Raw genomic sequence first — 25,072 nt, 5'->3', positions numbered from 1 at the left:
CGAGCACATGGCGAGAGCGAACCGGCGACTGACCCGCGACGCCCGGTACGGCAAGTACGTCGACGGGCCCGACCCGCTCGCGCCCCCGGTCGACCTGACCGAGGCCCTCGACGCCATCGGCGAGGAGGTGATGGCGGGGTACTCGCCCGAGCAGGCGCTCCGCGAATTCCTCCGCCGCGGTGGCCGCGAGCACTCGGGGCTGGACGACCTCGCCCGCCGCGTGGCCGAGCGCCGGCGCGACCTGACCCGCGAGCACAACCTCGACGGCACGCTGCAGGAGATCCGCGAGCTGCTGGAGAAGGCCGTGCTGGCCGAGCGCAAGCAGCTGGCCCGTGATGTCGAGCTCGACGAGGGCGATCGCGCGCTCGCCGAACTCCAGCTGGCGAACCTCCCCGCCTCGCCCGCCGCCGCGGTGACCGAGTTGGCCGGCTACTCCTGGAAGAGCCGCGAGGCCCGGGAGGACTACGACAAGATCAAGGACCTTCTCGGCCGCGAGATGCTCGATCAGCGCTTCGCGGGCATGAAGTCGGCGCTCGAGGGCGCCACCGACGAGGACCGCGCGGCGATCGCCGAGATGCTCGCCGACCTGAACACCCTGCTCGACGCCCACCGCCGCGGCGAGGACACCCCAGAGCAGTTCGCCGAGTTCATGGCCGAGCACGGCGAGTACTTCCCCGAGGATCCGCAGGACATCGACGAACTGCTCGACGCCCTGGCCGCCCGTGCGGCGGCGGCGCAGCGGATGCGCAACTCGATGAGCCCCGAACAGCGCGCCGAGCTCGACGCCCTGGCCCAGCAGGCCTTCGGTTCTCCCGACCTGATGAACGCGCTCGCCGAGCTGGACGGCACGCTGCGCTCGCTCCGGCCGGGGGAGGACTGGGGCGGCGCCGAACGGATGGACGGCAACGAGGGCCTCGGCCTCGGCGACGGCACGGGCGTCTTCCAGGATCTCGCCGACCTCGACCAGCTCGCCGAGCAGCTCTCGCAGTCCTACGACGGCTCCCGGCTCGACGACCTCGACCTCGACCGTCTCTCCCGCCAGCTCGGCGACGACGCCGTCGTCGACGCCCGCACCCTGCAGCGCCTCGAGAAGGCCCTCCGCGACACGGGCACCGTGCGACGCGGGGTCGACGGGCAGCTCCGGCTGACGCCCAAGGCGATGCGGCAGCTCGGCAGGGCGTTGCTCCGGGATGTCGCCGAGTCGCTCTCGGGCCGGCAGGGCAACCGCGACGTGCGGCAGGCGGGCGCGGCGGGCGAACGTTCGGGCGCGACCCGCGAGTGGGCGTTCGGCGACACCGAGCCCTGGGAGGTGACGCGCACCATCACGAACGCGATCACCCGCACCGCGGGCGAGACGGCCGAGCGCACCGGCCCGGGCGTGCGGATCGAGATCGGCGACGTCGAGGTGCAGGAGACCGAGGCCCGCACGCAGGCGGCCGTGGCACTGCTCGTGGACACCTCGTTCTCGATGGCGATGGACGGCCGCTGGGTGCCGATGAAGCGCACCGCGCTCGCGCTGCACACCCTGATCACGAGCCGGTTCCGCGGCGACGACCTGCAGCTGATCGGCTTCGGCCGCTCGGCCGAGGTGATGGAGATCGAGCACCTGGTCGGCCTCGAGGCGAAGTGGGACAAGGGCACCAACCTGCACCACGCCCTGCTGCTGGCGAACCGGCACTTCCGGAAGCATCCGAACGCCCAGCCCGTGCTGCTGATCGTTACCGACGGCGAGCCGACCTCGCACCTCGAACCCGACGGCGAGGTGTACTTCGACTACCCGCCGGCGCCGCTCACGATCGCCTACGCGGTGCGCGAGCTCGAGAACTCGATGCGGCTGGGGGCGAAGACCACCTTCTTCCGGCTCGGGGAGGACCCGGGGCTCGCCCGGTTCATCGCCTCGATGGCTAAGCGGGTCGGCGGCACGGTGGTCGCGCCCGAGGCCGACGACCTCAGCGCCGCCGTGGTCGATTCCTACCTGCGCTCCTCACGCCCCGGTCAGAACAACGGCCAGGGCACCACGGGCATCTGGCCCTGAGGGGCGGGGAAGCGCGCGGTCGCGGCGAGCTGCTCGCAGCGCAGCACGAGCATCCCGATCTCGTCGTCGGTGAGGTAGCCGGTCAGCTCGTCGGCGAGGCCTGAGGCCAGGGCGGTCGACACGCGCTGCAGCCCCTCGAGCTCGTCCGGGTCGAGCGGATCGCCGAGCCAGCCCCACAGCACGGTGCGCAGCTTCGGCTCGACGTGGAAGGTGAGGCCGTGGTCGACGCCGTGGCGGTGGCCGCCCGGCAGGGCGAGCACGTGCCCGCCCTTGCGGTCGGCGTTGTTCACCACCACGTCGAAGACCGCCATCCGGCGGAGGGCCGGTGAGTCCTCGTGGATGAGGGCGACCGGTCGGTCGTCGTCGTCGTGCCCGTCGAAGACCAGCCGCCACCCCGCATCCGGCAGCGCGTCGACGGCGACCAGGTCGACCGCCTCCTGCTCGGGATCCACGTCCTGCCAGCGCTGGACCATCCCGGCGCCGAGCGGGCCGTCGCGGAGCCAGGTCTCCGGCACCACGTTCCAGCCGAAGGCCTCGGAGACCAGTCGCGCGGCCACCTCACGGTGGGCGAGGTCGCCGTCCGGGAAGTCCCAGAGCGGCTTCTCGCCCGAGATGGGCTTGTAGACCACCTCGACCTGGCCGATGCGGGCGAGGAAGGTGGCGTTGGAGGCCGTGCGGATGCGCCCCAGGATCTCGAGATCGCCCGTCAGCAGGTCGCCCTGCTCGGGCCGAGCATCCGGGGCCGGCGTCATCAGAAGTCGCCGGGCGAGGCGCAGACGTGCCCCTCGGGATCGATCGGTTCGCCGCAGAGCGGGCAGAGCGGTCGGCCCGCTCCGACGATCTCGCGGGTGCGCTTCGCGAAGGCCCGGGCCGTGCCCACCGGCATCCTGACCAGCAGCACCTCGGCGGGCTCGATCTCCTCGGGGTCGAGGTCGGCGCCGAACTCGTTCTCGTCGGTGTCGGCGTAGGGGTAGGCCTCGATCACGACCTGCGCGGTCGACGGATCCCAGCCGAGGCTCATCACGCCGGTGCGGAACTGCTCGTCGACGGGCTGGTCGAGCGGGTCGTTGTCGACGAGCTCGACCGGGGTGGTGGCCGGGACGCTGTAGGTGTTGCCGTCGGAGACCATCAGCTCGTCGAGGATCTCGTCGATCTTCTCGGCGAGCACGGCCGACTGCTCCTTCTCGAGCGCGACGCTGACCACCTGGGCGCGCGTGCGCACCTGCAGGTAGAAGGTGCGCGAACCCGGAGGGCCGACGGTGCCGACGACGACCCGATCCGGCCAGGTGAACTCATGGAGGATTGTGGGCATACCGCTACTTTATGATCGCTCCGCCGGGCCCGCATCGGGCTCGGCCCCAGGTGTCTGGTCCGGGCCTGCTCCGCCGCCCACCACGGCGTCGGGGCCCGGGGCGGGCGCCCGCAGCCAGGAGAGGTCGCCCGAGTCGGTGTTCGTGGCGTGCACGACGGGCCGCCCCGCGCCGTAGCGCACGATCGAGACGGAGGCGGGGCTGACGTCGATTCGCTGGAACAGGTCCAGGTGCATCCCGAGCGCGTCGGCCAGGATCGACTTGATGATGTCGCCGTGGCTGACAGCCACCCAGACGGCGGAGGGGCCGTGCTCGGCCTCGAACGCCGCATCCCGTCGTCGGATGGCGGCGACCGAACGCGCCTGCATCGCCTGCAGCGACTCGCCGCCGGGGAAGACGGCCGCCGAGGGCTGGGTCTGCACGACCGACCAGAGGGGCTCCTTGGCGAGCTCGGCGAGCCTGCGGCCCTGCCAGTCGCCGTAGTCGCACTCGGTGATCGCCTCCTCGACGAGCTCGGCGGTCTCCGGATGCGCGCCGGCGTCGAGGATGATCCGCGCCGTCTGGCGGCACCGCTCGAGCGGGCTGGTGACGACGGCGGCGAGCGGGAGGGCGGCCAGGCGCGCGGCCGTGCGCGCCGCCTGTTCGCGGCCGACGGCATCCAGTTCGACGCCCGCCGTGCGGCCCGCCAGCACGCCGGAGGCGTTCGCCGTGGTGCGTCCGTGCCGGACGAGGATCACTGTGGCCATGGAGCCAGCCTAGACACCCGGGACGGGCGGGCCGTCGGCCGGGGTCACATCACCGCGCCGAAGTAGGAGTACTTGACGAACACCTCGGAGGCGAGCCCCGCCTCCTCCAGCACGCCCTGCACGGCGGTCAGCATGTACTTCGAGTCCCAGCCCATGTAGAGGAAGTGCGACTCGTCGAGCTGATCCCACTGCCCGTTCCAGGACTGCGCGTCGTAGATCGGGCCACCGCGCAGGCTGCCGAAGGCGACGACGCTCTCGCGCGAGTCGGCCCAGAGCCGCTTGAAGACGCGGTTGAAGAGGTGCTTGACGTCGTAGACCTCCCAGTGCTCGCCGCGGTACTCGACGTACTCGAACTCCCGCTCCCAGCCGCGGGGCCAGCCGCGGCGCTTGACCGCGTCGAGCACGGGGGTGAGGTTGTCGTCGTCGATGACCACCTTCGCGGGGCGGGCCCAGACCCGGAGGAAGGTCTCGGTGAGAGCGACCGTGCGGGCGGCGATCGCCGCGGTGCCCCAGGCCGGGATCTCGGCGAGCTCGCGCGTGATCCCGACGCCGCTGCGGGCGTAGAGCTCGCGCTTGGCGGGGAAGGACTCCTCGAACCCCCGGTCGGCGAGGGCCTCCTCGAGAAGGGTGAGGTTGCCGAGGGTCTGCGCGAGGGCGCGGTGGCTGTTCTGCTCGTCGTCGGTGTACTCGGCCCAGGCCCGCTGCCCGTCGCCGCTCCAGGAGTCGGAGGGGGCGAGGGGGACGACGTGCTCGAGCACGAGGTCGATGCCGAGGTCGGTGCCGACGCCGTTCGCAGTGTCGGCTTTCGCGTCGTCCGCCGCGCCGGCATTCCGGCCCGCTGCGGCCGCCCGGGCGATCCGGTCGAGCACGTAGGCGGCGTGCGGCAGCTCGCTGTACTTCAGCGCCACCCGCACCCGTTCGTCCGAGGGCGTGATGCGCCCGATCGCGCGCACGAGCGCCTCGTGACCCTGCTCCCGGGCCCGGCACAGGCGCGCGACCAGTCGGTCGTTGCCGAGGCCGGAGACCTCGCGGCGCAGCAGCAGCGACTGCACCAGCTCGAGCAGCCCCACGAACTCGGCCGCCGTGGTGCGACCGCGACGGTACTCGAGGTAGGCGCGCATCACCAGGGGCGCCATGCCGCGCCCGAAGGTCGCGAGGTAGCCGAGCTGGCGGGCGATCTCCGGGTCGGCCTCGAGGGCCGGATCCAGGATCACCGCGTAGGCGCCGGCGTAGTCGCGCCACTCGGCCGCGTGGTCGCGGAGGCTCTGCAGGTCGAGCCGCGGGAACTCCTGGCGGAAGGCGTCGTAGACCCCGCGCTCGCCGACGACGACCACCTCGCGGCCGGTGCGCATCACCAGGTAGTGCCGCCAGAACGAGGCGATCGCCTCCCCGGTGCTGGTCTCGATCGGCAACCAGTACTCGTCCTCGATCTCGCTCTGCTCGGCGTGCGAGAGGCCCATCAGCACGTAGTTGTGGATGAGCTCGTGGTCGCGGAGCGGCTCACCGGTCGAGTTGAGGCTCTCGAAGATCTGCTGCGCGTTCGCATCCGCGCCGAGGGTGATGGCCACGTGCTCGAGCTTCTGCAGCCCGCCCCAGATACGGCGCACCTCGTCGGCGCCGACCTGGCTGCGGAAGAAGGCGTAGTTGTCGTCGAAGCGGGAGTCGCGGAGTGCGGACGCACCGGACCCGCCGACGGCGCCGGGCCCGCCGACGGCACCGGGCCCGCCGGGGCGACCCGCCGCATCCGCTCGACCGAGCACGACGTCTTCGAAGACCTCGGCCCAGGCCTTGTGCGGGCGGAGCTTGGTGCGCGACGGGTCGGAGGCCCTCACGAGCACCCGCTCGAGCTCGGCGGCGAGCTCGGGGTCGGAGTCCTCGACCGTGTGGCGCAGGGCGGCGACGAGCAGCATCAGCGTCGTGATCCGCTGCTGGCCGTCGATCAGCACGAGCTCCGCGTCGTCCTCGGCGTCGGCGCCGGTCGAGAGGATCGACCCGATGAAGTGCCGGTGCCGGTCGTCCGTGTCCGACACCGCGCGGATGTCGCCGAGCAGCTGCTCGCAGCCGCCGATGTCCCACCGGTACTGACGCTGATAGACCGGCACGACGATCGTGGTCTCGGGTGCGGAGAGCCAGGCGATCGTGTTGACCGCGGTGGCGTCGACGTTCGTGGCTGTGCTCATCTGATCTGGTTCGCCCTCCGGGTGGCTGTCGCAGCCGCCGAGTCTAATGGATGCGCGTGAGGCCATTCTGGGGCGCGCCCGCGCCCCGTGGTGTGACCTAAGTCCCTATTCAGGCACCCCAAGGTAGGCTTGCCTAAGTTCGGGCCTGTTAAAACGTGCTGGCCCTAGACGAAAGGACATGATCACGGTCATGGGTTACATCACCTCCGCCGCTCTGGAAGAGACCGGCTACGTCGTCCTCGACAAGTACAACCAGGAGCTCGACCCCAAGGAGTGGCTCGACATCGAGTACAACGACTGGAAGTCCTCCGGCGACACCCGGTTCGCTCCGCTCGCGAGCGCCTTCGGCGACATCGAGTGCAACGGCTTCTGGAACCACAAGCCGCCGCGCACCGACAAGGACGGCGTCTGGATCGACTCGCAGATCGCCAAGGCGCCGAACCTCACCCGCCGTGCGCAGGAGCCGGGCGCGAACGTCGGCCGCTGCCGCGTGATCGAGCTGCAGCCGAACACCTACGCCGACGCCCTCTACAACCTGCACCAGGACGACAACAACCGCCTGAACCCGGATGGCACCGGCTGGGTCGTCCGCGGCTTCTTCAACCTCACCGACGACAAGGACAGCTACTTCGTCCTCCGTCACAACCGCACCGACCCGGAGGGCGAGGTGCGCATCGCGCTCCCCGCCGGCGCGCAGCTGATCGTCGACACCCAGCGCCTCTGGCACGCCGCCTCGCACCCCGGTGCCGAGCCCCGCTACTGCCTCATCACCTCGTGGGAGTCGGGCCCCGAGCTCGACGCCTACATCGAGAAGTACCACGGCGTGAACCACGTCGAGAGCTTCGAGGTGCCCCAGGACGAGCTGGACGCCGGTCAGGCCGAGCAGACCCGTCGCCTCGCCGCCCGTGCCGCCGCGCTCGCCGCGCGCGGCCAGGCCGAGAAGGCCGTGATGAGCGAGGCCTGATCCCCGCCATCGCCTGAAGGGCCCCGGTCTCGACCGGGGCCCTTCGCCGTCTGCGGCGACGCTCGTCGTGCGAACGCTCGTCGTGCGAGCCCTCACCGTGCTGACCCTCGTCTAGGGTCGGAACATGCCCACCAGCGACCAGCCGCTCCGGAAGCTCGGCTTCCTCACCATCGGACTCTTCGACCGCGACGAGCCGGCCGGCGGCCACGAGACCACCCTGCAGATCATCGAACTGGGGGAGCGGCTCGGGTTCGACAGCGCCTGGCTCCGCCACCGCCACCTGCAGTTCGGGATCTCCTCGCCGGTCGCCGTGATGGCGGCCGCCAGCCAGCGCACCAGCCGGATCGAGCTCGGCACGGCCGTGACCCCGCTCGGCGCCGAGAACCCGTTCCGCCTCGCCGAGGATCTCGCGACCGTGGACGTGCTCACCGGCGGGCGGGTCAACCCCGGCTTCAGCGTGGGCACGCCGATGAACTTCGACCGCTACAAGGAGGCCGTCTATCCCGGGACCTGGGAGCAGGAGGACCTCGGGGTCGACCGGCTGCTGCGCCTGCGCTCGTTCCTCCGGGGCGACCGGGTGAGCGACTTCGAGGGCCGTCAGGGCATCGAGGAGTTCTCCTCCCGCGTCGAGCCGCACTCCGCGGGTCTGGCCGACCGGCTCTGGTACGGCGCCGGCAGTCTCTCCTCCGCGACCTGGGCCGGCGAGAACGGATTCAACCTGCTCACCAGCAGCGTCGTCTCCGGCGAGCAGGGCGACGACTTCGCCACGAACCAGCGGGCCCAGATCGACGCCTTCCGCGCGGCGCATCTCGCCGGTGCCGCGGCGCGCGTCTCGCAGGGCCTCGTCGTCATCCCGACCGACTCGGCGACCGCCTCGCAGAAGGAGCGGTACGCCGAGTACGTGCGCTCGCGCAGCGACCGGGTCGGGGTGCCGCAGGGACCGAGACGGATGCTGTTCGCGGCCGACCTGATCGGCACCTCGGCCGAGCTCGCCGAGCAGCTGTACGCCCACGCCGGGTTCCAGGCCGTCGACGAGGTGGCCTTCGCCCTGCCGTTCAGCTTCGAGCGCGACGACTACGTGCAGCTGCTGACCGACATCGCCGGCTCGCTCGGGCCCGCGCTGGGCTGGAGCCCGGCCGCCTGACACCTCGGATGTCGCACCACCGCAAGGGGGGTGGCGCCGCGCTCCGCCCGTCCTAACGTGGGGCGCATGGGAACGACGGAGATGTGGCTGGTCAGGCACGGCGAGAGCGTCGCGAACGTGATCGCGACGGCGGCCCAGGAGGCCGGCGAGCTGAGGATCGAGGTCGAGTGGCGCGACGCGGACGTGCCCTTGTCGCCGACGGGCGAGCAGCAGGCCGCCGCGCTCGGCCGGTGGATCGCCGAGCACGCCCACTACGGTGCCCCGACGACGTCGTGGAGCTCGTCCTACCTGCGCGCTCGGCAGACGGTGGCGATCGCGCTCGAGGCCGCGGGGCTGTCGATGCGCACCCGGGTCGACGAACGGATCCGTGACCGCGAGCTCGGGATCCTCGACCTCCTGACGGCCGCGGGGGTCGACGCCTTCCACCCGGACGAGGCCGCGCGGCGGCGCTGGCTCGGCAAGTTCTACTACCGGCCCCCGGGCGGGGAGTCGTGGGCCGACGTCGCCCTGCGCATCCGCTCGTTCCTCCACGACCTGGATGCCGACGACGACGGCGGGACCGCGCTCGTCGTGGCTCACGACGCCGTGGTCCTGCTCTTCCTCTACATCTGCGGCGAGCTGAGCGAGGACGAGCTGCTCGACTTCTCGCTCACCCACGTCGTGACCAACGCCTCGGTCACCCGGCTGGTGCGCCCGAGCGGGGAGGGGCGCTGGCAGGTCGCCGCTTTCGCCGAACACGAGCACCTCGACGCCCTCGATGTCGAGACGACCGAGCACCAAGGAGACCACGATGACGCAGAGCACTGAGAAGCAGGCCACCGAGAAGCAGGCCACCGAGAAGCAGGCCGCCGAGGAGCAGGAGTCGGCCGCACGGCATGGCACGGAACAGCCCCCGCAGACGGTCACTCCGCTGATGCTGCGGGACTGGTCGCTGCCCTCGGCGGGCGCCTCGAAGTACGACCGCGGCCAGATGGTGATCGTCGGTGGCGACCGGCGCTCGCCCGGCGCCGCACTGCTCGCGGCCGAGGCGTCGCTGCGGGTCGGCGCGGGCCGCCTCACGATCGCGATCGCCGAGAGCGTGGCGGTCGCCGCCGCGGTAGCCCTGCCGGAGTCGGGGGTCGTGCTGCTGCCGGAGACCGCATCCGGCCACATCGACGGCGCGCGGCTCGACGAGGCGGCCGACGACCTCGGCAAGGCCGACGCGGTGCTGGTCGGGCCCGGGCTCGACGACGCCGAGCAGGCCGCCGTGCTCGTGGCCGCGCTCCCCGACGCCGTCGGGGAGGACACCACCGTGCTGCTGGACGCCTTCGCCCTCGCCGCGCTGCCGGATTCGTCCGCCCGGGAGGCGCTCTCGGGCCGGCTCGTGCTCTCGCCCAACCTCGGCGAGGCCGCGTCGCTCCTCGGGCAGGACGACCCGCTCGACCCCGGCTCCGACGACGAGTTGGATGCCGCGACGCGCGAGATCGCGCGCCGCTACGGGGCGGTGGTCTCCTGTCAGGCGCGCGTCGCGCATCCCGACGGCCGGCTCTGGCGGATCGGCACCGGCCACGGCGGCCTCGGCACCTCGGGCAGCGGCGACGTGCTGGCCGGAGCGATCGGCGGTCTCGCAGCGCGCGGGGCCAGCCGCGAGCAGGCCGCCGTCTGGGCGACCCACGCGCACGCCGCGGCGGGCGACCGGCTGGCCGTGGCGGTCGGACCGCTCGGCTTCCTCGCCCGGGAACTCCTGGAGGAGCTGCCGCGCGTGCTCGTGGAGATCGGCTGAGAGCGTTGTGAGGCGGTCGTCGTACGATCGAAGGATGAGCGATCAGACCTCGAGTGGACAGGCCGCCGCGCACGGTGCCGGGCAGGCCGGGGCCGGCGGGGACGCCGAGCCCGCGGTGTACATCCTGCACGACAACCCCGAGTGGATCCCGCCGCTCGCCGCGGCGCTGGACGCCGAGGGCGTCGAGCACCACGAGTGGTCGCTCTCCGGCGGGTCGATCGACCTCGGCGCGACGCCTCCCGAGGGCGTGTTCTGGTCGCGGCTCAGCGCCTCCTCGCACACCCGCGGCCAGGAGCACGCGAAGGACTACGCCCGCGCGGTGCTGCGCTGGCTCGAGGCCTCGGGCCGCCGGGTCGTCAACGGCAGCCGGGTCGTCGAGCTCGAGGTCAGCAAGGCCGCGCAGTACGCCGCCCTCCGCGCGGCCGGCTTCGACGTGCCGCACACCGTCGCGGTCTTCGGCACCGCCGACCTGAGCCGTCGCGCGCGCGAGCTGCCGACCCCGTTCATCACCAAGCACAACCAGGGCGGGAAGGGCCTCGGCGTGCGCCGCTTCGACAGCGTCGAGGAGTTCGACGCCTACGTCGCCGGCCCCGAGTTCGAGGCGCCCGCGGACGGCATCACCCTGCTGCAGGAGTACGTGACCACCGCGGAGCCCTTCGTCACCCGCGCCGAGTTCGTGGGCGGCCGCTTCGTCTACGCCGTCCGGGTCGACACCTCGGCCGGCTCCTTCGAGCTGTGCCCGGCCGACGCCTGCGCCGTGCCCGGCCTGGGCGAGCCCGGCCAGAGCGAGTCGGCCCTGGGGGAGACCGGGCCGGTGCCGCTCTTCCAGGAGCGCGACGACATCGACGCCGCGCATCCGTTGATCGCCCGCCTCGAGTCCTTCCTCGGCGCCCAGGGCATCGAGGTCGCCGGGGTCGAGTTCTTCGAGACGGCCGACGGGCGGCTGATGCCGTACGACATCAACACCAACACGAACTACAACGCCGACGTCGAGGGCGTCTCGGCCCGCCCGGCGGCCCGCGCGCTCGCCGCCTTCCTCGCGGGAGAGCTGGCGGGGGAGCTCGCGACGCGAGCCGGACGCACCGAGGGCGCCGAGGCGGTGCCGGCATGAGATTCGGCTACTGGACCCCGGTCTTCGGCGGCTGGCTGCGGAACGTCGACGACGAGGACACCCCGCTGACCTTCCCGCACCTGGCCGAGATCGCGCAGACCGCGGAGCGTTCGGGCTTCGACCTCACCCTGATCCCCGAGCTGAACCTCAACGACATCCGCGGCTTCGACGGGCCGACGATGGATGCCTGGGCCACCACGGCGGCGCTGGCCGCGGTCACCACGAGTCTGGAGATCATGGTCGCGCTGCGGCCGAGCTACCACCCGCCGGCGCTCACCGCGAAGCAGGCCACGACCATCCAGCAGATCGCCGACGGCCGGCTCACGCTCAACGTGGTCTCGGCCTGGTGGGCGGAGGAGGCACGGCAGTACGGGGTCGAGTTCCGGGCCCACGACGACCGGTACACGCTCACGACCGAGTACCTCGAGGTGCTGCGCGGGCTCTGGAGCCACACGCCCTACAGCCACGACGGCACCTACTTCTCACTCGAGGACACCTTCCTCGAGCCCAAGCCCTCGGTGCAGCCCCTCGTCTACGCCGGCGGCGAGAGCGAGGCGGGCCGCGCCGCGATCTCCGTCTTCGCCGACGCCTACGTGACCCACGGCGGCACGGTCGACGAGCTCGCGGCCAAGGTCGCCGACATGCGCCGCCGCCGGGCCGAGATCGGCAGGCCGCCGTTCGAGCACATCGGGATGGCCGCCTTCGCCATCGTGCGCGACACCGAGGAGGAGGCGCTCGCCGAGCTCGACCGGATCACCGACGTGCGCCACGGGGCGGCCTACGCCTCGTACCAGGACTTCGTGAGCAAGTCGCAGCTGGACACCCCGGTCGACCTGCGCGACTACTCGGTCTCCAACCGCGGGCTCCGCCCCGGTTTCGTCGGCACGCCCGAGCAGGTCGCGCGGCGGATCGCGGAGTTCGAGGCCGTCGGCGTCGACACCCTGCTGCTGCAGTTCTCGCCCCCCCTCGACGAGCTCGTGCGCTTCGCCGAGCAGGTCATCCCGCTGGTGCGCGGCGGCGCCTCTGTCGGGACAGGGGCCGGAGTCGAAGCCGGGTCCGGCGCCGCGGCCTCGGTGGGGGCCGGGGCGGAGACGGGCGCCGGCTCATGAGCTCCCTGTTCCTGCGCTCGCGCACCGGCCGCGCCACCCGCCGCCCCTGGTCGGCGGCCCTCGGCCTGTTCGCGGGAGCCTCCGTGCTCGGGCTCGCGGCCCTCACCGCGCTCGCCCCGCCGCCCACCGTCTCGGCGACCGGTGACACGGAGCAGGCCACGGCGACCACCCCGACCAGCGCCCCGCTGATCGGAACCTCCGGCGGCCGGCCGATGGCGGGCATCCAGTCGGTCACCGTCTCGGAGGGAGCTGTCGCCGCAGCGATCGCACGCGACGACTACGCCGCCACCTCGGGGGTCGAGACCCTCGTCGCCGGCCGCACGAACCGCGACTGGGCGCAGCTCGTGCTCCTGCTCGGCGGCTTCCCGATGACCGACTCGAACATCACGGTGATGCTGCGCTGGATGCGCCAGGAGAACGGCCCCGAGAGCTGGTACCTCCGCAACAACCCGCTCAACAACGGCTGGGGATCGGGCGGCGGCTCCGGGCTCGGGAGCTACGACAGCCTGGTCACGGCCGCCGCGAACGTGGGCAACGCGCTGCACGGCAACTCCGGCTACCGGGACATCGTCGCCGGCTTCATGTCCTCGGCCCCGACCGAGCAGATCGAGGCCGCGATCTGGGCCTCGCCCTGGGCGAGCAGCCACTACGCGAACGGTTCGCACTGGGCCTACACGCCGGTGACCGTCGTCGCAGCGCCGGCGGATGCCTGGGGCTGAGCCCCGCGCATCCGGATCGGATTTCAGCGCGGCCCCGACCTCGCGCTAGCCTCGACCCGTGAGCCTCGACCCGGGAAGCCCCGCCCCCACGGAAGCCAGTCGCCAGAACGTCAGCGGCCAGGTGGACGAAGATCTCCGCAAGGATGTGCGCCTGCTCGGCGCCCTGCTCGGCCGCGTGCTGACCGAGGCCGGGGGAGAGGGCCTGCTCGCCGACGTCGAGCGTCTGCGCAGCCTGGTCATCCACGCCTACGAGCGCGACAGCGACGACTCGATCGAGGACGCCGAGGCGCTGGTGGAGTCGTTCACGCAGGAGCGCGCCGAGCAGATCGCCCGCGCCTTCACCTGCTACTTCCACCTCTCCAACCTCGCCGAGGAGCACCACCGCGTGCGCGTGCTGCACGCCCGGGCCTCGCTCGGGCCCGACGCCGACCGCAACGACTCGCTGCCGGCAGCCCTCGAGCGGATGTCCGAGGAGATCGGGCGCGCCGCCACCGCCGAGCGCCTCCGTGACCTGCGCTTCCACCCGGTGCTGACCGCCCACCCGACCGAGGCGCGTCGGCGCGCGGTCGCGAGCGCCATCCGCCGGATCAGCGATCTGCTCGACCAGCGGGACGACCTGCTTCCCGGATCGATCGGCCTGGTCGAGAACGAGCGTCGGCTGCTCGAGGAGATCGACGTGCTCTGGCGGACCTCGCCGCTGCGCACCACGCGGCCCACCCCGCTCGACGAGGTGCGCACCGCGATGTCGATCTTCGACCAGACCCTGTTCCAGACCGTGCCCCAGGTGTACCGGCTGCTGGACGACTGGCTGCTCGGCGCGGGGGCCGGCGCGATGCCCGCGAGCGCGCCCGCCTTCTTCCGCCTCGGCAGCTGGATCGCGGCCGACCGCGACGGCAACCCCTTCGTCACCGCCGACGTGACCGCGAAGGCCGCTTCGATCGCCTCCGAGCACGTGCTCCTCGGGCTCGAGCACGTCGCCACCCGGATCGGCCGTACCCTCACGCTCGACGAGGCCGACACCCCGCCCTCCGAGGCGCTCCGTGCGCTCGCGGCCGCCCAGCAGGAGCTCGCGCCCCACGTCACCTCGCAGATCGGCACCCGCGCTCCCAACGAGCCGCACCGCCGGGTGCTGCTCGTGATCGCCGAGCGGATCGCGGCCACCCGGCTCGCGGCCCGTCCGGACGCCGAGGAGGACGTGCGGCGGCTGGCCTACGGCCGCCCGGCCGAGCTGCTCGCCGACCTGGCGGTGCTGCAGGACTCGCTCCGCTCCGGCGGCGCCGTGCGCAGCGCCGAGGGCGAGCTGCAGAACCTGGTCTGGCAGGTGAAGACCTTCGGCTTCCACCTCGCCGAGCTCGAGGTACGGCAGCACTCGAAGGTGCACCGGCAGGCGCTGGAGAACCTCCGCGACGGAGGCGAGCGCGCCGAGATGACCGAGGAGGTGCTCGCCGTCTTCCGTACGATCGCCGCGCTGCAGCAGCGCTTCGGCGTCGAGGCCTCGCGGCGGTACATCGTCTCGTTCACCCAGTCGTCCGAGGATCTCGCGAACGTCTACGCCCTCGCGGTCGCAGCGCTCGGCGAGGCGGAGGCGCCGGTGCTCGACGTCATCCCGCTGTTCGAGACCTTCGACGACCTGAACGCGGCCACCGGCATCCTCACCGAGATGATCGAGCTGCCCGAGGTGCAGGCGCGCCTGGCCGCCACCGGCCGCCGGCTCGAGGTGATGCTCGGCTACTCCGACTCGTCGAAGGACGTCGGGCCGGTCTCGGCCACGCTCGCGCTCTACTCCGCGCAGTCGCGGATCTCGGACTGGGCCGCCGAGAACGACATCGAGCTCACCCTGTTCCACGGTCGCGGCGGTGCCCTGGGCCGCGGCGGCGGGCCGGCCAACGAGGCCGTGCTGGCGCAGCCGCCCGGGTCGGTCGAGGGGCGCTTCAAGCTCACCGAGCAGGGCGAGGTGATCTTCGCGCAGTACGGCGACAAGACCATCGCAGCCCGGCACATCGAGCAGATGGCCGCCGCCACCCTGCTGGCCTCGAGCCCTTCGAACGAGGAGGCCAACCGGCAGTCGGCGCTCGACTTCGCGGGGGTCGCGGCCACGATGGACGAGGCCTCCCGGCAGCGGTTCTACGAGCTGGTGAAGGCCGAGGGCTTCGCGCCCTGGTTCGCCCAGGTCACCCCGATGGAGGAGGTCGGACTGCTCGCGCTGGGCTCCCGGCCCGCCCGCCGCGGGCTCTCGGTGGAGTCGCTCGAAGACCTCCGCGCCATCCCGTGGGTGTTCTCCTGGACCCAGGCGCGCATCAATCTCACCGGCTGGTTCGGCCTGGGCTCGGCCCTCGCGGCCGTCGGCGACGAGGGGCTGCTCCGCGAGGCCTACGCCCGCTGGCCGCTGTTCACCGCCATGATCGACAACGTCGAGATGTCGCTCGCCAAGACCGACCCGCGGATCGCGGAGCGCTACCTCGCCCTCGGCGACCGGCCCGACCTCGCCGCCCTGGTGCAGGAGGAGTCCGACCTGACCCGCGACTGGGTGCGGCGCACCAGCGGGCACGCCGAGATCCTCGACGACCGGCCGGTGCTGCAGCGCGCGGTGCGCCTGCGGAGCCCGTACGTGGATGCGCTGTCGCTGCTCCAGCTGCGGGCGCTCCGGGCGGTGCGGGCCTCCGGCAGCTCGGATCCGGACGACGCGCCGCACCGGCTGCTGCTGCTCACCGTCAACGGCGTCGCGGCCGGCCTGCAGAACACCGGGTGATCCGGGCGGGGGTGCCCGCTAGCGTGGGGGGATGACTCCGCACGACGACGACTCCCGCCCCGCCCGCCGCATCCGCACCGCCGTGATCGGCTACGGCCTGGGCGGCCGGGTCTTCCACACGCCGCTGATCGCCGCCGACCCGGCGTTCGACCTGGTCGCCATCGTCACCGGCGACCCCGACCGCGGCGCGGAGGCCGAGGCGCGGTACGGGCGGGGGATCGTGGTCCCGGACACGGACGGGCTCTTCGCGCGGGCCGACGACCTCGATCTCGTGGTCGTGACCAGCCCGAACGCCACCCACGCACCGCTGGCCCACCGAGCCCTGGATGCGGGGCTCGACGTCGTGGTCGACAAGCCCTTCGCCCTCACGGCCCACGACGCGCGCGACGTGCGGGAGCACGCGGCGGCGGTCGGCCGCCGGGTCACGGTATTCCAGAACCGGCGCTGGGACGGCGACTTCCTGACCGTGCGCTCGCTGCTCGCGAGCGGCGACCTCGGCGAGGCGCGGCAGTTCGACTCGGCCTTCGAGGTCTGGAAGCCGGCGCTCGGACCCAAGCGCTGGAAGGACGGCGCGTCGTCGGAGGACGGCGGCGGCATCCTGTTCGACCTCGGTCCGCACCTGATCGACCAGGCGCTGCAGCTGTTCGGCGAGGTCGACGTCGACGGCGGCGGGGTGCACGCCGAACTGGACCGGCGCCGGGAGGGCGCCGTCGCGGCCGACGAGGTCTTCCTGACCCTGGCCCACCGGAGCGGCGTGCGCAGCCGGCTCTGGATGAGCGCGGTCGCGCCGTCTCCGCGGCCGCGGTTCCGCGTCGTCGGCTCGGCGGCGGTGCTGACGATCGAGGGCCTCGATCCGCAGGAGGCGCAGCTGGCCGCCGGCCGGGGTCAGGACGACCCCGGTTTCGGCGCGAGCGAGGGCAGGCCGGAGGCGCTGCTCGCCTCGCCGGACGGTGCCCGGCCGGTGCCGATCGAGCGCGGCCGCTTCGCCTCGTTCTACCGCGAGCTCGCCGACGCCCTGCTCGACGGGGCGCCCCTGCCCGTGGATCCGCGGGACAGCGAGCAGGTGCTGCGCATCATCGAGGAGGCGCACCGGCAGCAGGGCTGAGGGCGCCCTGCCGCTCCGGGGGCCGAGGCAGTAGCGTGGGGCCATGGCGAGCGAAGCGACCACCGTCGACGTCGACGGCCCCCACGGCACCCGCGCGGTGCGGATATCCAGCCCCTCCCGGGTGCTCTGGCCCGCGGTCGGGCTCACCAAGCTCGACCTGGCCCACTACCTGATCGCGGTCGGCGACCCCTTCGTGCGGGCCAACGGCGACCGGCCGATCTCGCTGCAGCGTTTCGGCGGCGACATCGACGGCGAGCAGTTCTTCTCGAAGAACCCGCCGAAGGGCACGCCGGACTACGTGCGCTCGGTGCCGGTGACCTACCCGAGCGGCCGCGTGCATCCGCAGCTCGTGATCGACGAACCCGCCGGGGCGGTCTGGGCCGGGCAGATGAACACGGTGGTGTTCCACCCCTGGCCCTCGCGGGCCGAGGCCCCCGACTTCCCCGACCAGTTGCGGATCGACCTCGACCCCCAGCCCGGCACCGACTTCGGCGACGCGATCCCCGCCGCGCTCGCGCTGCGGGAGGTGCTGGCCGAGGCCGACCTCACCGCGTTCGTCAAGACCTCGGGCAACCGCGGGCTGCACGTGTTCGCGCCGATCGAGCCGGAGCACGACTTCCTCGACGTGCGCCACGCCGTCATCGCCGCGGCCCGCGAGCTCGAGCGCCGGATGCCGGAGGAGGTGACCACGAACTGGTGGAAGGAGGAGCGCGGCCGGCGCGTCTTCGTCGACTTCAACCAGGCCAACCGCGACCGCACGATCGCCGGGGCCTACAGTCCGCGCGCGCTCGCCCACGCCCCCGTCTCCTGCCCGCTGACCTGGGACGAGCTGCCCGGGGCCGACCCGACGACCTTCACGGTGACGAGCGTGCCGGAGCGCCTGACGACCGTCGGCGACCCCTGGGAGTCGATGGGCGCCGATCCCGGCCGCATCGGGGTGCTGCTGGAGTGGTGGGCGCGCGACCTCGGGAACGGCCTCGGCGAACTGCCCTTCCCACCCGACTACCCGAAGATGCCGGGCGAGCCGCCGCGGGTGCAGCCCAGCAGGGCGCGCAAGACGGAGGAGTGATGTCCGAACGGGCTGAAGATCGTCGTCATACGTGCACTATGCACGTATAGGCGCGATTATCAGCCCGTTCGTGCAGAGCCCCCTCCGAACGGAAGGAGAATCGGGGGGTACGAGCCCCTGGTGCCCTCGGGGGTGCCGATTCTCATTCCGTTCGGACGAGAACCTCGCCCAGGTCGTAGGCGATCGGCCGGTCGAGCTGCTCGAAGGTGCACGAACGGGCCTCGCGGTCGGGACGCCAGCGCTCGAACTGCACGGTGTGGCGGAACCGCAGCCCCTCCATCTGGTCGTAGCGCACCTGGGCGACCAGTCGCGGCTCGAGTTCGACGAACGAGACGTCCTTGCCCGAGGAGAACCGGCTGCGCTCGCCCTCGCCGAGCACCGGCCGGCCCTCGTCGTCGCGCCGCACGTACGGCTCCAGCTCGTCGATCAGCTCGAGCCGGCGCGCGTCGCTGAACGCCGAGGCGCCGCCGACCCCGAGGATCCGGCCCTCGTCGTCGTAGAGCCCGAGCAGCAGCGAGCCGACGCCCTGCCCGCTCTTGTGGATGCGGTAGCCGGTGACCACGACGTCGGCCTCGCGGTGGTGCTTCACCTTGAGCATCACGCGCTTGCCCGGTGCGTAGGCGGCCGCGAGCGGCTTGGCCACGACGCCGTCGAGACCGGCGCCCTCGAACTCGACCAGCCAGCGGCGCGCCTGCTCGACGTCGAGCGTGCGGCGCGAGAGCGAGACCGGGTTCTCGAAGCCCTCGGCGAGCCGTTCGAGCGCTTCCCGGCGTTCGGAGAACGGGCGGTCGAGCAGCTCCTCGCCGTCGTGGGCCAGGAGGTCGAAGGCGACGAACAGCGCCGGGGTCTCCTCGGCCAGCTTCGCCACGCGGCTGGCGGCGGGGTGGATGCGCTGCGACAGCGCCTCCCAGTCGAGCCGGCGCTCGGTCGAGCCGGCGCCCGTGGCCGCGCCGGTGCCCTCGCCGCCTCCGTCGACCGGCCGGGGCAGGATGATCTCGCCGTCGAGCACGGTGCCCACCGGCAGCTGGCGGGCGAACTCGGCGACCAGCTCGGGGAAGTAGCGGGTGAGCGGCTTGGAGCCGCGGCTGCCGATCTCGACACCGTCGGCGGTCACCGCTACCACGCCGCGGAAGCCGTCCCATTTCGGTTCGTAGGAGAGCCCGCCCTCGACGCTGTCCGGCTCGGGCACGGTCGGGACCGCCTTCGCGAGCATCGGGACGACGGGGAACGCGGCGGAGTCGGTCATGCACCGATCCTGCCCGGCACCCCGTCCCGGCGCCAGCCCTTCAGCCGAGCCCGCAGTCGATGGCCCGCAGCCGGCAGCGGGCAGACGCCGGCCCCCGGCGCCAGCCCCTCAGCGCGCCTCGTGGTTCAGCGCGATCAGCTGCCCCGCCGACGCCCGCAGGTGCTCGCGGATCTCGCGGGTGCCCCGCGACCGGATGCCCGCCAGCAGCCGGTCGTGCTGGTCGGCCATCTCGGCGGCCGGCAGCACCGACCGCAGCTGGTTGAGGAACAGCAGCAGCTCGCTCTCCAGCCCCGCGTGCGCCTCGGTGATCCGCGTGCTCCCCGCGGCCTCGACGATCGCGTGGTGCAGGGCCGCGTGGGCGCGCTCGATCCCGCGGTGGTCGCCGGGGTCGCGCTCGCACACGGCGCGGAGGGCCGCGTTCGCGGCGACGACGGTCTCGGGCAGCCGGACCGTGCCGTCCGGCGACGCGGCCACCAGCAGCGACACCGCCTCGCCCTCGAGCGCGGTGCGGTACTGCATCAGGGCCAGGATGTCCTCGTCGTCGAAGCTCCGCACACGCGCGCCCTTGTACGGCTCGAACGAGACCAGGCGGGCGGCGGCGAGCTGCTGCAGGGCCGCCCGCACGGTGTGCCGGTTGACGCCGTACTCGGCCGAGAGGGTCTCCTCGCGGAGCGGCTGCCCCGGGCTGAGCCGGGCGTCGAGGATGAGCTCGCGCAGCTCACCCGCGAGATGCTCGACCACGGTCGGCGAATGGGGCACCGTGCCCTCCTCTCGGCACTCGGGGAGACCCCGGCAGGGCTCCTGCTGCCGAGGGTAGCGCGCCGACCTGCGGGCGGTCACGACCCCGGCATGTCAAGGTTGTGGCATGCCGACCGAACCATCAGCGCCGACACCGTCCGTCGGCCGCCGTCCCGCCCTCCGCGACCTGCTCACCGACAAGTTCGGCGAGCTCAGCCTCCGCAGCGGCCAGATCCTGATCGTGCTCGCCCTGGCCGCCGTCGTGGTGTTCGCGCTGGTGCAGCTGAAGCTCGTGGTGATCCCGGTGCTGATCGCGCTCATCCTGGCGTCGGCGCTCAACCCGCTGATGAGCTTCTTCCGTCGCCGCGGCCTCTCGTCGATGCTCGCCACCTGGATCACGCTCGTGGCCGGGATCGTCGTGATCGGCGGGCTGATCACACTGATCGTCTTCGCGGTGAGGGGCCAGTGGTCCTCGCTCGGCGACTCGGCGGCGCAGGGCATCGACGACCTGCACGGCTTCATCGTCGGCCTGCCGATCGAGATCGACCAGTCGCAGATCGACGGCGCACGGGATGCGGTGACCGGCTTCCTGACCAGCAGCGCCTTCGGAACCGGTGCGCTCGCCGGGGTCTCGGCGGCGGGCGAGGTCATCACCGGAGCGGTGCTGATGGTCGTCATCCTCTTCTTCTTCCTGAAGGACGGCGCCCGCATCTGGTCGTTCCTGATCAGCCCGTTCCACGGCTACCGGCACGCCCGGGGCGAGCGCGTCGGCGCGACCGCCGTGCGAGTGTTCGGCGGGTACGTCCGCGGCACCGCCATCATCGCCTTCGTCGACGCGGCGGCGATCGGCATCGGCCTCGCGATCCTGCAGGTGCCGCTCGCCCTGCCGCTGGCGATCATCGTCTTCATCGGCGCGTTCATCCCGATCGTCGGTGCGACGCTCGCCGGAGTCCTCGCCGCCCTGGTCGCCCTCGTGGCGAACGGGCCCGTGGTCGCGCTGATCGTCGTGATCATCGTGATCGGCGTGAACCAGCTCGAGGGCAACTTTCTGCAGCCGGTCGTGATGGCGCAGTCGCTCAAGCTGCACCCGCTGGTCATCCTGGTCGCGCTGACCGCCGGCACCATCCTCGGCGGCATCATCGGCGCCGTGCTCTCGGTGCCGATCGCCGCCGTCGCCTGGGCGATCGTCAAGGTCTGGTCGGGGCCCGAGCACGCCCCGACGGAGGCGGTCACCGAGCGCGAGCCCGATCCGGGGCACGACCCGGGGCCCGACCCGGAGCCCGCGGCCGGCTGACGCCGCTGCTACCGTGGCCTCGTGGGAGTACGCATCGAGAAGGTCGACCTGCCGGGCATCGGCGTCCGGCACGACCTGCTGACCGGCGCCGGACGACGGGTGAGCGTGGTCTCGCACCGCGACGGCGACCACGACCTCGCCTTCGTCGACGAGGACGACCCGGACTCCTCGAGCGACTCGGTCGAGCTCACCGACGACGAGGCGGCGGCACTCGCCGACCTCCTGGGCAGCTCGATCTCGATGACCCGGCTCACCAGTCTCGCCGGAGACGTGGCCGGGCTGTACACCGAGCAGCTCCTGCTGCCCACCGACTCGCCCTACCTCAACCGCCCGCTCGGCGACACGAAGGCCCGCACCCGTACGCGGGTGTCGATCGTGGCGCTCGTGCGCGGCACCACCGTCATGCCGTCGCCGACACCGGCCGAGATCCTCCGCCCCGGCGACGTGATCGTCGCGGTCGGCATCCGCGAGGGGCTCGACGCCCTCAGCCGCATCATCGCCTCCGGACCGGGTTGAGAGGAGCGCCGTGCACGAGACGACGGTGATCCTGATCGAGGTCGGCGCTCTCCTGCTCGGCATGAGCCTGCTCGGGCGTCTCGCCCTGCGCATCGGGATCTCGCCGATCCCGTTCTACCTGCTCGTAGGTCTGCTGTTCGGCAACGGCGGCTTCATCCCGCTCGACGCGAGCGCCGACTTCTTCGAGGTCGGCTCCGAGATCGGCGTCATCCTGCTGCTCGCGCTCCTCGGGCTCGAGTACACGGCGCAGGAGCTGCTGAGCAACCTCAAGCAGTCGCGCGTCGCCGGATTGCTCGACGCGGCCCTGAACGCCGTGCCCGGCGCGGCGCTCGCCCTGCTGCTGGGCTGGGGTCCGGTCGCGGCCGTCGCGCTCGCCGGCGTCACCTGGGTGTCCTCCTCCGGGGTGGTCGCGAAGATGCTCCGCGACCTCGGCCGGCTGAGCAACCGCGAGACGCCGATCGTGCTGGCCATCCTCGTGATCGAAGACCTCGCGATGGCGTTCTACCTGCCGATCCTCGCCGCCCTCGTGGTCGGCGTCAGCCTGGTGCAGGGCGCGGTCACAGTGGCGATCGCCGTGGGGGCCGTGGCCGCCATCCTCTTCGTGGCGCTGCGCTACGGGCGGTTCATCTCCCGGATCTTCACGGCCGAGCATCCCGAGCCGCTGCTGCTCGGCGTGCTCGGGCTGACCATGCTGGTCGCCGGGGTCGCCGCCGAGGTCAACGTCTCCTCGGCCGTCGGGGCGTTCCTGGTCGGCATCGCGGTGTCGGGCAAGGTGGCGCACCAGGCCAGCCAGGTGCTGACGCCGCTGCGCGACCTGTTCGCCGCCGTGTTCTTCGTGTTCTTCGGGTTGGCGACGGATGCATCCCAGCTGGTCTCGATGCTCGTCCCGGCCGCCCTGTTGGCCGTGCTGACCATGGCGACGAAGGTCGCGACCGGCTACCTGGCCGCGCGTCGAGGCGGCATCGGCATCCCCGGCCGGTGGCGGGCGGGGCTGTCGCTCACCCCGCGCGGGGAGTTCTCCATCGTCATCGCGGGGCTCGCGGTCAGCGCCGGCATCGAGCCGCGGCTCGCCCCGTTGGCGACCGGGTACGTGCTGATCACGGTCGTCGTCGGGCCGTTCCTCGCGCGCATCCCGGACACCCGCTGGTTCAAGCAGCGGGTGCGGTCGCGTCAGGCCGCGGTCACTTCACGATCGCGCGGATGAGGAACCCGATCCCGGTGCCAACGGCGGCCACCGTCACAACGGCGGCCGCGGTCGTCTTCTTGTGGGTGCGCACGGCGGTGGCGGGGTCGGCCCGGAAGTCGCCGACGATCTCCTCCGCGCGGGCCGGCACGTCGAGCCGCTGCTGGATCTCCTCCAGCACACCCGAGAGCTCGGCACGGCCCGCCTTGATATCGGCCTGCAGCTCGGCCCGGGTCCGCTTCGGAGCGGGTTCGGCGTTCTCGTCGTGCTCGTTCGTCTTGACGGCACGCGCCGTGACGACGCCGCGCGCGACCTGCGTCACCGCGGCGGGGACGCTCAGCTGCTGATCGTGCGGTTCGGGCTTCTTCTTCGCCACGGCGGGACTCCTCGGTTTCTCGGCAGACGGCCTCAGTTCGCCGAGCGTACCTTGCCGATGAGGTCGTTCGCTTTGTCGGCGGCCTTGCCCGCAGCGGACTCGACGGCCTCGCCGGCGGAGTGCACGGCCGACTGGACGTGCTCGTCGTTCCAGAAGTCCTTCGCCTTGGCGCGGATCTGCTCGTAGCGGCGGCGGCCGGCGCGGGTGCCGAGGACGTAACCGGCCCCGAAGGCCAGGAGCAGGAGGATCTTGTTCATGATGTGTCCGTTCGTCGCTGAGCGAGGTCGGTGGATTCACCGTGCTCTCCATCGTGGGCCGAACCGGCTCCGGTGCACAGCACGTATTACGCCGTATGGAGATTTCTTTCAGGAACCCGGTCAATACTTGTTGCTTCAATCGTTTGCCCGCCGGCCAACCCGATCATCCGGCCCCCGGTGCGAGCGTCATGCCGGAGCCGTGAAGGCCTCTGGAACAACCCGACATCGACCGTCACCGCCAATCGCCGCGGCAGGGCGCAGACCCCCCTCAGCCCCTGTTCTCCCGCGCGCGCACCGCATCCCGCGGCGTGCCCGTCTTCGCGGCCGGAGTGCAGCCGACCGCTCGCGCGCGCCCGCACCCATTGGCCGAACCATTGGAAACCATGCCCCCCGCAACGCCCGCCACCCCCTCATCGAACCCGTCATCCTCCACGAAGTCCTCCTCCGCGGCGACGTCCGCCCGCCTCGCCCCGACCGCCGGTTCCGGCATCGGCGCCACCGACTCCCCGGTGCAGTTCCTCTCGACCGACACCGGCGAGAACGCGATCATCGCGGCCCGCCGGCCCACCTCGTTCGACAGCCGCCGCGCCATCCGCCAGCACGACCGCCGGCACCGCCTGCGCCGTGCGGCGCACGTGCTCGGCCCGATCGGATCCGTCGCCGCCGCCGCCGCCGCCGCGCTCGTGGTCGCCGCCTCGGTCGTGCATCCGGCGATCGCCAACGCCGAGACCACCGTCGGCACCACCAACGCCTCCCGCGTGAGCACGACCATCTCGGTCGCCGCCGCCGCGGGAGAGTCGCCCGACCAGCTGATCGAGCGCACGAAGGACCGCGCGGAGACCCGCGCCGCCCAGACCGTCAGCTCGGCGAACCAGGTGCTCGCCTCGGTCAACGGCAAGGTCGACACCGCTCCGCTCGTCGCCTCGGTGGCCTCGCTGGCGAACTACCCCTACCTCGACACCACCACGGTGCAGACCCTCACCAACACGGCCGCCGCCGCGACCACGCAGGCGACCCTCCAGGCCGCCGCGGTCGACAAGGCCGCCGCCGAGGCTGCTGCCCAGGCCGCGGCCGCAGCCGCCCAGGCCGCCGCCGACGCCGCAGCGGCCGCCCAGGCCGAGGCCGAGAAGATCGCCCAGGCGAACACCCCGGACGGCGCCCGCGCGGTCGCCGCCGACATGGCCGCCGAGCAGTACGGCTGGGGCAGCGACCAGTTCCAGTGCCTCAGCTCGCTCTGGTCGAAGGAGTCGGGCTGGAACTACCAGGCCGAGAACGCCTCGAGCGGCGCCTACGGCATCCCGCAGTCGCTGCCCGGCAGCAAGATGGCCACCGTGGCCGACGACTGGCAGACCAACGCCGTCACCCAGATCCAGTGGGGTCTGGATTACATCAAGCGCGGCTACGGCACCCCGTGCTCGGCCTGGTCGCACTCGCAGTCGGTCAACTGGTACTGATCGAC

General features: G+C 72.5%; 23 protein-coding genes. 15 read left to right on the top strand and 8 right to left on the bottom strand.

Annotated elements, in window-relative coordinates:
- The first annotated feature begins 7 nt into the window (after positions 1-7).
- Entirely contained in the window at positions 8-2,035 is a 2,028-nt protein-coding gene (locus AC59HU_RS03905) for a vWA domain-containing protein (protein ID WP_497222023.1), read from the top strand.
- On the opposite strand, the gene AC59HU_RS03900 is transcribed toward AC59HU_RS03905, so the two are convergent.
- The 4 genes from AC59HU_RS03900 to AC59HU_RS03885 are packed head-to-tail and all read right to left on the bottom strand — an operon-like array spanning position 1,996 to position 6,271.
- Positions 1,996-2,787: an SCO1664 family protein gene (locus AC59HU_RS03900; protein ID WP_497222022.1), complete on the bottom strand. Its 792-nt coding sequence runs from the start codon at positions 2,785-2,787 to the stop codon at positions 1,996-1,998. The genes AC59HU_RS03905 and AC59HU_RS03900 overlap by 40 nt on opposite strands.
- Complete coding sequence (locus tag AC59HU_RS03895) at positions 2,787-3,347, bottom strand: DUF3090 domain-containing protein (protein WP_497222021.1); 561 nt, start codon at positions 3,345-3,347, stop codon at positions 2,787-2,789. The genes AC59HU_RS03900 and AC59HU_RS03895 overlap by 1 nt, the downstream gene beginning before the upstream one ends.
- A 9-nt stretch (positions 3,348-3,356) precedes the next feature.
- Positions 3,357-4,091, bottom strand: coding sequence for an MSMEG_4193 family putative phosphomutase (locus tag AC59HU_RS03890; protein ID WP_497222020.1), 735 nt, complete (start codon positions 4,089-4,091; stop codon positions 3,357-3,359).
- 44 nt (positions 4,092-4,135) lie between these two features.
- Entirely contained in the window at positions 4,136-6,271 is a 2,136-nt protein-coding gene (locus AC59HU_RS03885; protein ID WP_497222019.1) for a DUF262 domain-containing protein, read from the bottom strand.
- A 190-nt stretch (positions 6,272-6,461) separates the two neighbouring features.
- Between AC59HU_RS03885 and AC59HU_RS03880 the strand changes: the two genes are divergently transcribed.
- The 10 genes from AC59HU_RS03880 (at position 6,462) to ligD (ending at position 18,003) form a co-directional block, all read left to right on the top strand.
- Positions 6,462-7,235 carry a hypothetical protein gene (locus AC59HU_RS03880; protein WP_497222018.1) on the top strand — a complete coding sequence of 258 codons (774 nt, stop codon included), beginning with the start codon at positions 6,462-6,464 and terminating at the stop codon, positions 7,233-7,235.
- Between the two features lie 124 nt (positions 7,236-7,359).
- Positions 7,360-8,379: an LLM class flavin-dependent oxidoreductase gene (locus AC59HU_RS03875; RefSeq protein WP_497222017.1), complete on the top strand. Its 1,020-nt coding sequence runs from the start codon at positions 7,360-7,362 to the stop codon at positions 8,377-8,379.
- A gap of 66 nt (positions 8,380-8,445) precedes the next feature.
- Positions 8,446-9,186 carry a histidine phosphatase family protein gene (locus AC59HU_RS03870; protein WP_497222016.1) on the top strand — a complete coding sequence of 247 codons (741 nt, stop codon included), beginning with the start codon at positions 8,446-8,448 and terminating at the stop codon, positions 9,184-9,186.
- A 106-nt stretch (positions 9,187-9,292) separates the two neighbouring features.
- Complete coding sequence (locus AC59HU_RS03865; protein WP_497222075.1) at positions 9,293-10,141, top strand: NAD(P)H-hydrate dehydratase; 849 nt, start codon at positions 9,293-9,295, stop codon at positions 10,139-10,141.
- A 34-nt stretch (positions 10,142-10,175) separates the two neighbouring features.
- Positions 10,176-11,252, top strand: coding sequence for an ATP-grasp domain-containing protein (locus AC59HU_RS03860; protein WP_497222015.1), 1,077 nt, complete (start codon positions 10,176-10,178; stop codon positions 11,250-11,252).
- The gene (locus AC59HU_RS03855) at positions 11,249-12,361 is read left to right on the top strand and encodes an LLM class flavin-dependent oxidoreductase (protein ID WP_497222014.1); all 1,113 of its coding nucleotides are present in this window, start codon (positions 11,249-11,251) and stop codon (positions 12,359-12,361) included. Before AC59HU_RS03860 ends, AC59HU_RS03855 begins: the two co-directional genes overlap by 4 nt.
- On the top strand, positions 12,358-13,080 hold the full coding sequence (locus AC59HU_RS03850) for a hypothetical protein (protein WP_497222013.1): 723 nt from the start codon (positions 12,358-12,360) through the stop codon (positions 13,078-13,080). Before AC59HU_RS03855 ends, AC59HU_RS03850 begins: the two co-directional genes overlap by 4 nt.
- Before the next feature lie 58 nt (positions 13,081-13,138).
- Entirely contained in the window at positions 13,139-15,829 is a 2,691-nt protein-coding gene (locus AC59HU_RS03845; RefSeq protein ID WP_497222012.1) for a phosphoenolpyruvate carboxylase, read from the top strand.
- A 31-nt stretch (positions 15,830-15,860) separates the two neighbouring features.
- Positions 15,861-16,934 (top strand): Gfo/Idh/MocA family protein, encoded by a 1,074-nt coding sequence (locus AC59HU_RS03840; protein ID WP_497222011.1) that lies wholly within the window; start codon positions 15,861-15,863, stop codon positions 16,932-16,934.
- A 43-nt stretch (positions 16,935-16,977) separates the two neighbouring features.
- Positions 16,978-18,003 carry a non-homologous end-joining DNA ligase gene (ligD, locus tag AC59HU_RS03835; protein WP_497222010.1) on the top strand — a complete coding sequence of 342 codons (1,026 nt, stop codon included), beginning with the start codon at positions 16,978-16,980 and terminating at the stop codon, positions 18,001-18,003.
- A gap of 142 nt (positions 18,004-18,145) precedes the next feature.
- Here the strand turns inward: ligD and AC59HU_RS03830 are convergent, their stop codons facing one another.
- Together AC59HU_RS03830 and AC59HU_RS03825 are read right to left on the bottom strand one after the other, a co-directional pair.
- Complete coding sequence (locus AC59HU_RS03830; RefSeq protein ID WP_497222009.1) at positions 18,146-19,249, bottom strand: ATP-dependent DNA ligase; 1,104 nt, start codon at positions 19,247-19,249, stop codon at positions 18,146-18,148.
- 108 nt (positions 19,250-19,357) lie between these two features.
- Positions 19,358-20,008, bottom strand: a complete 651-nt coding sequence (locus AC59HU_RS03825; RefSeq protein WP_497222008.1) for a GntR family transcriptional regulator — start codon at positions 20,006-20,008, stop codon at positions 19,358-19,360.
- A 106-nt stretch (positions 20,009-20,114) separates the two neighbouring features.
- Between AC59HU_RS03825 and AC59HU_RS03820 the strand changes: the two genes are divergently transcribed.
- The 3 genes from AC59HU_RS03820 to AC59HU_RS03810 are packed head-to-tail and all read left to right on the top strand — an operon-like array spanning position 20,115 to position 23,001.
- Complete coding sequence (locus AC59HU_RS03820; protein WP_497222007.1) at positions 20,115-21,281, top strand: AI-2E family transporter; 1,167 nt, start codon at positions 20,115-20,117, stop codon at positions 21,279-21,281.
- 21 nt (positions 21,282-21,302) lie between these two features.
- The gene (locus AC59HU_RS03815; RefSeq protein ID WP_497222006.1) at positions 21,303-21,797 is read left to right on the top strand and encodes a cation:proton antiporter regulatory subunit; all 495 of its coding nucleotides are present in this window, start codon (positions 21,303-21,305) and stop codon (positions 21,795-21,797) included.
- A 10-nt stretch (positions 21,798-21,807) separates the two neighbouring features.
- Positions 21,808-23,001 (top strand): cation:proton antiporter, encoded by a 1,194-nt coding sequence (locus tag AC59HU_RS03810; RefSeq protein ID WP_497222005.1) that lies wholly within the window; start codon positions 21,808-21,810, stop codon positions 22,999-23,001.
- On the opposite strand, the gene AC59HU_RS03805 is transcribed toward AC59HU_RS03810, so the two are convergent.
- Both AC59HU_RS03805 and AC59HU_RS03800 read right to left on the bottom strand, forming a co-directional pair.
- Entirely contained in the window at positions 22,979-23,356 is a 378-nt protein-coding gene (locus AC59HU_RS03805) for a DUF3618 domain-containing protein (protein WP_497222004.1), read from the bottom strand. The two genes, AC59HU_RS03810 and AC59HU_RS03805, sit on opposite strands and share 23 nt — an antisense overlap.
- A gap of 32 nt (positions 23,357-23,388) precedes the next feature.
- Positions 23,389-23,613 (bottom strand): hypothetical protein, encoded by a 225-nt coding sequence (locus tag AC59HU_RS03800; RefSeq protein ID WP_497222003.1) that lies wholly within the window; start codon positions 23,611-23,613, stop codon positions 23,389-23,391.
- 383 nt (positions 23,614-23,996) lie between these two features.
- Here AC59HU_RS03800 and AC59HU_RS03795 point away from each other — a divergent pair, with 383 nt between their 5' ends.
- Complete coding sequence (locus AC59HU_RS03795; RefSeq protein ID WP_497222002.1) at positions 23,997-25,067, top strand: aggregation-promoting factor C-terminal-like domain-containing protein; 1,071 nt, start codon at positions 23,997-23,999, stop codon at positions 25,065-25,067.
- The last annotated feature ends 5 nt before the right edge of the window (positions 25,068-25,072 follow it).

The organism is Herbiconiux sp. 320_LB (assembly GCF_059691755.1).
The sequence above is the reverse complement of the archived record's forward strand: the minus strand, read 5'-3'. Positions and strand labels throughout refer to the sequence as shown.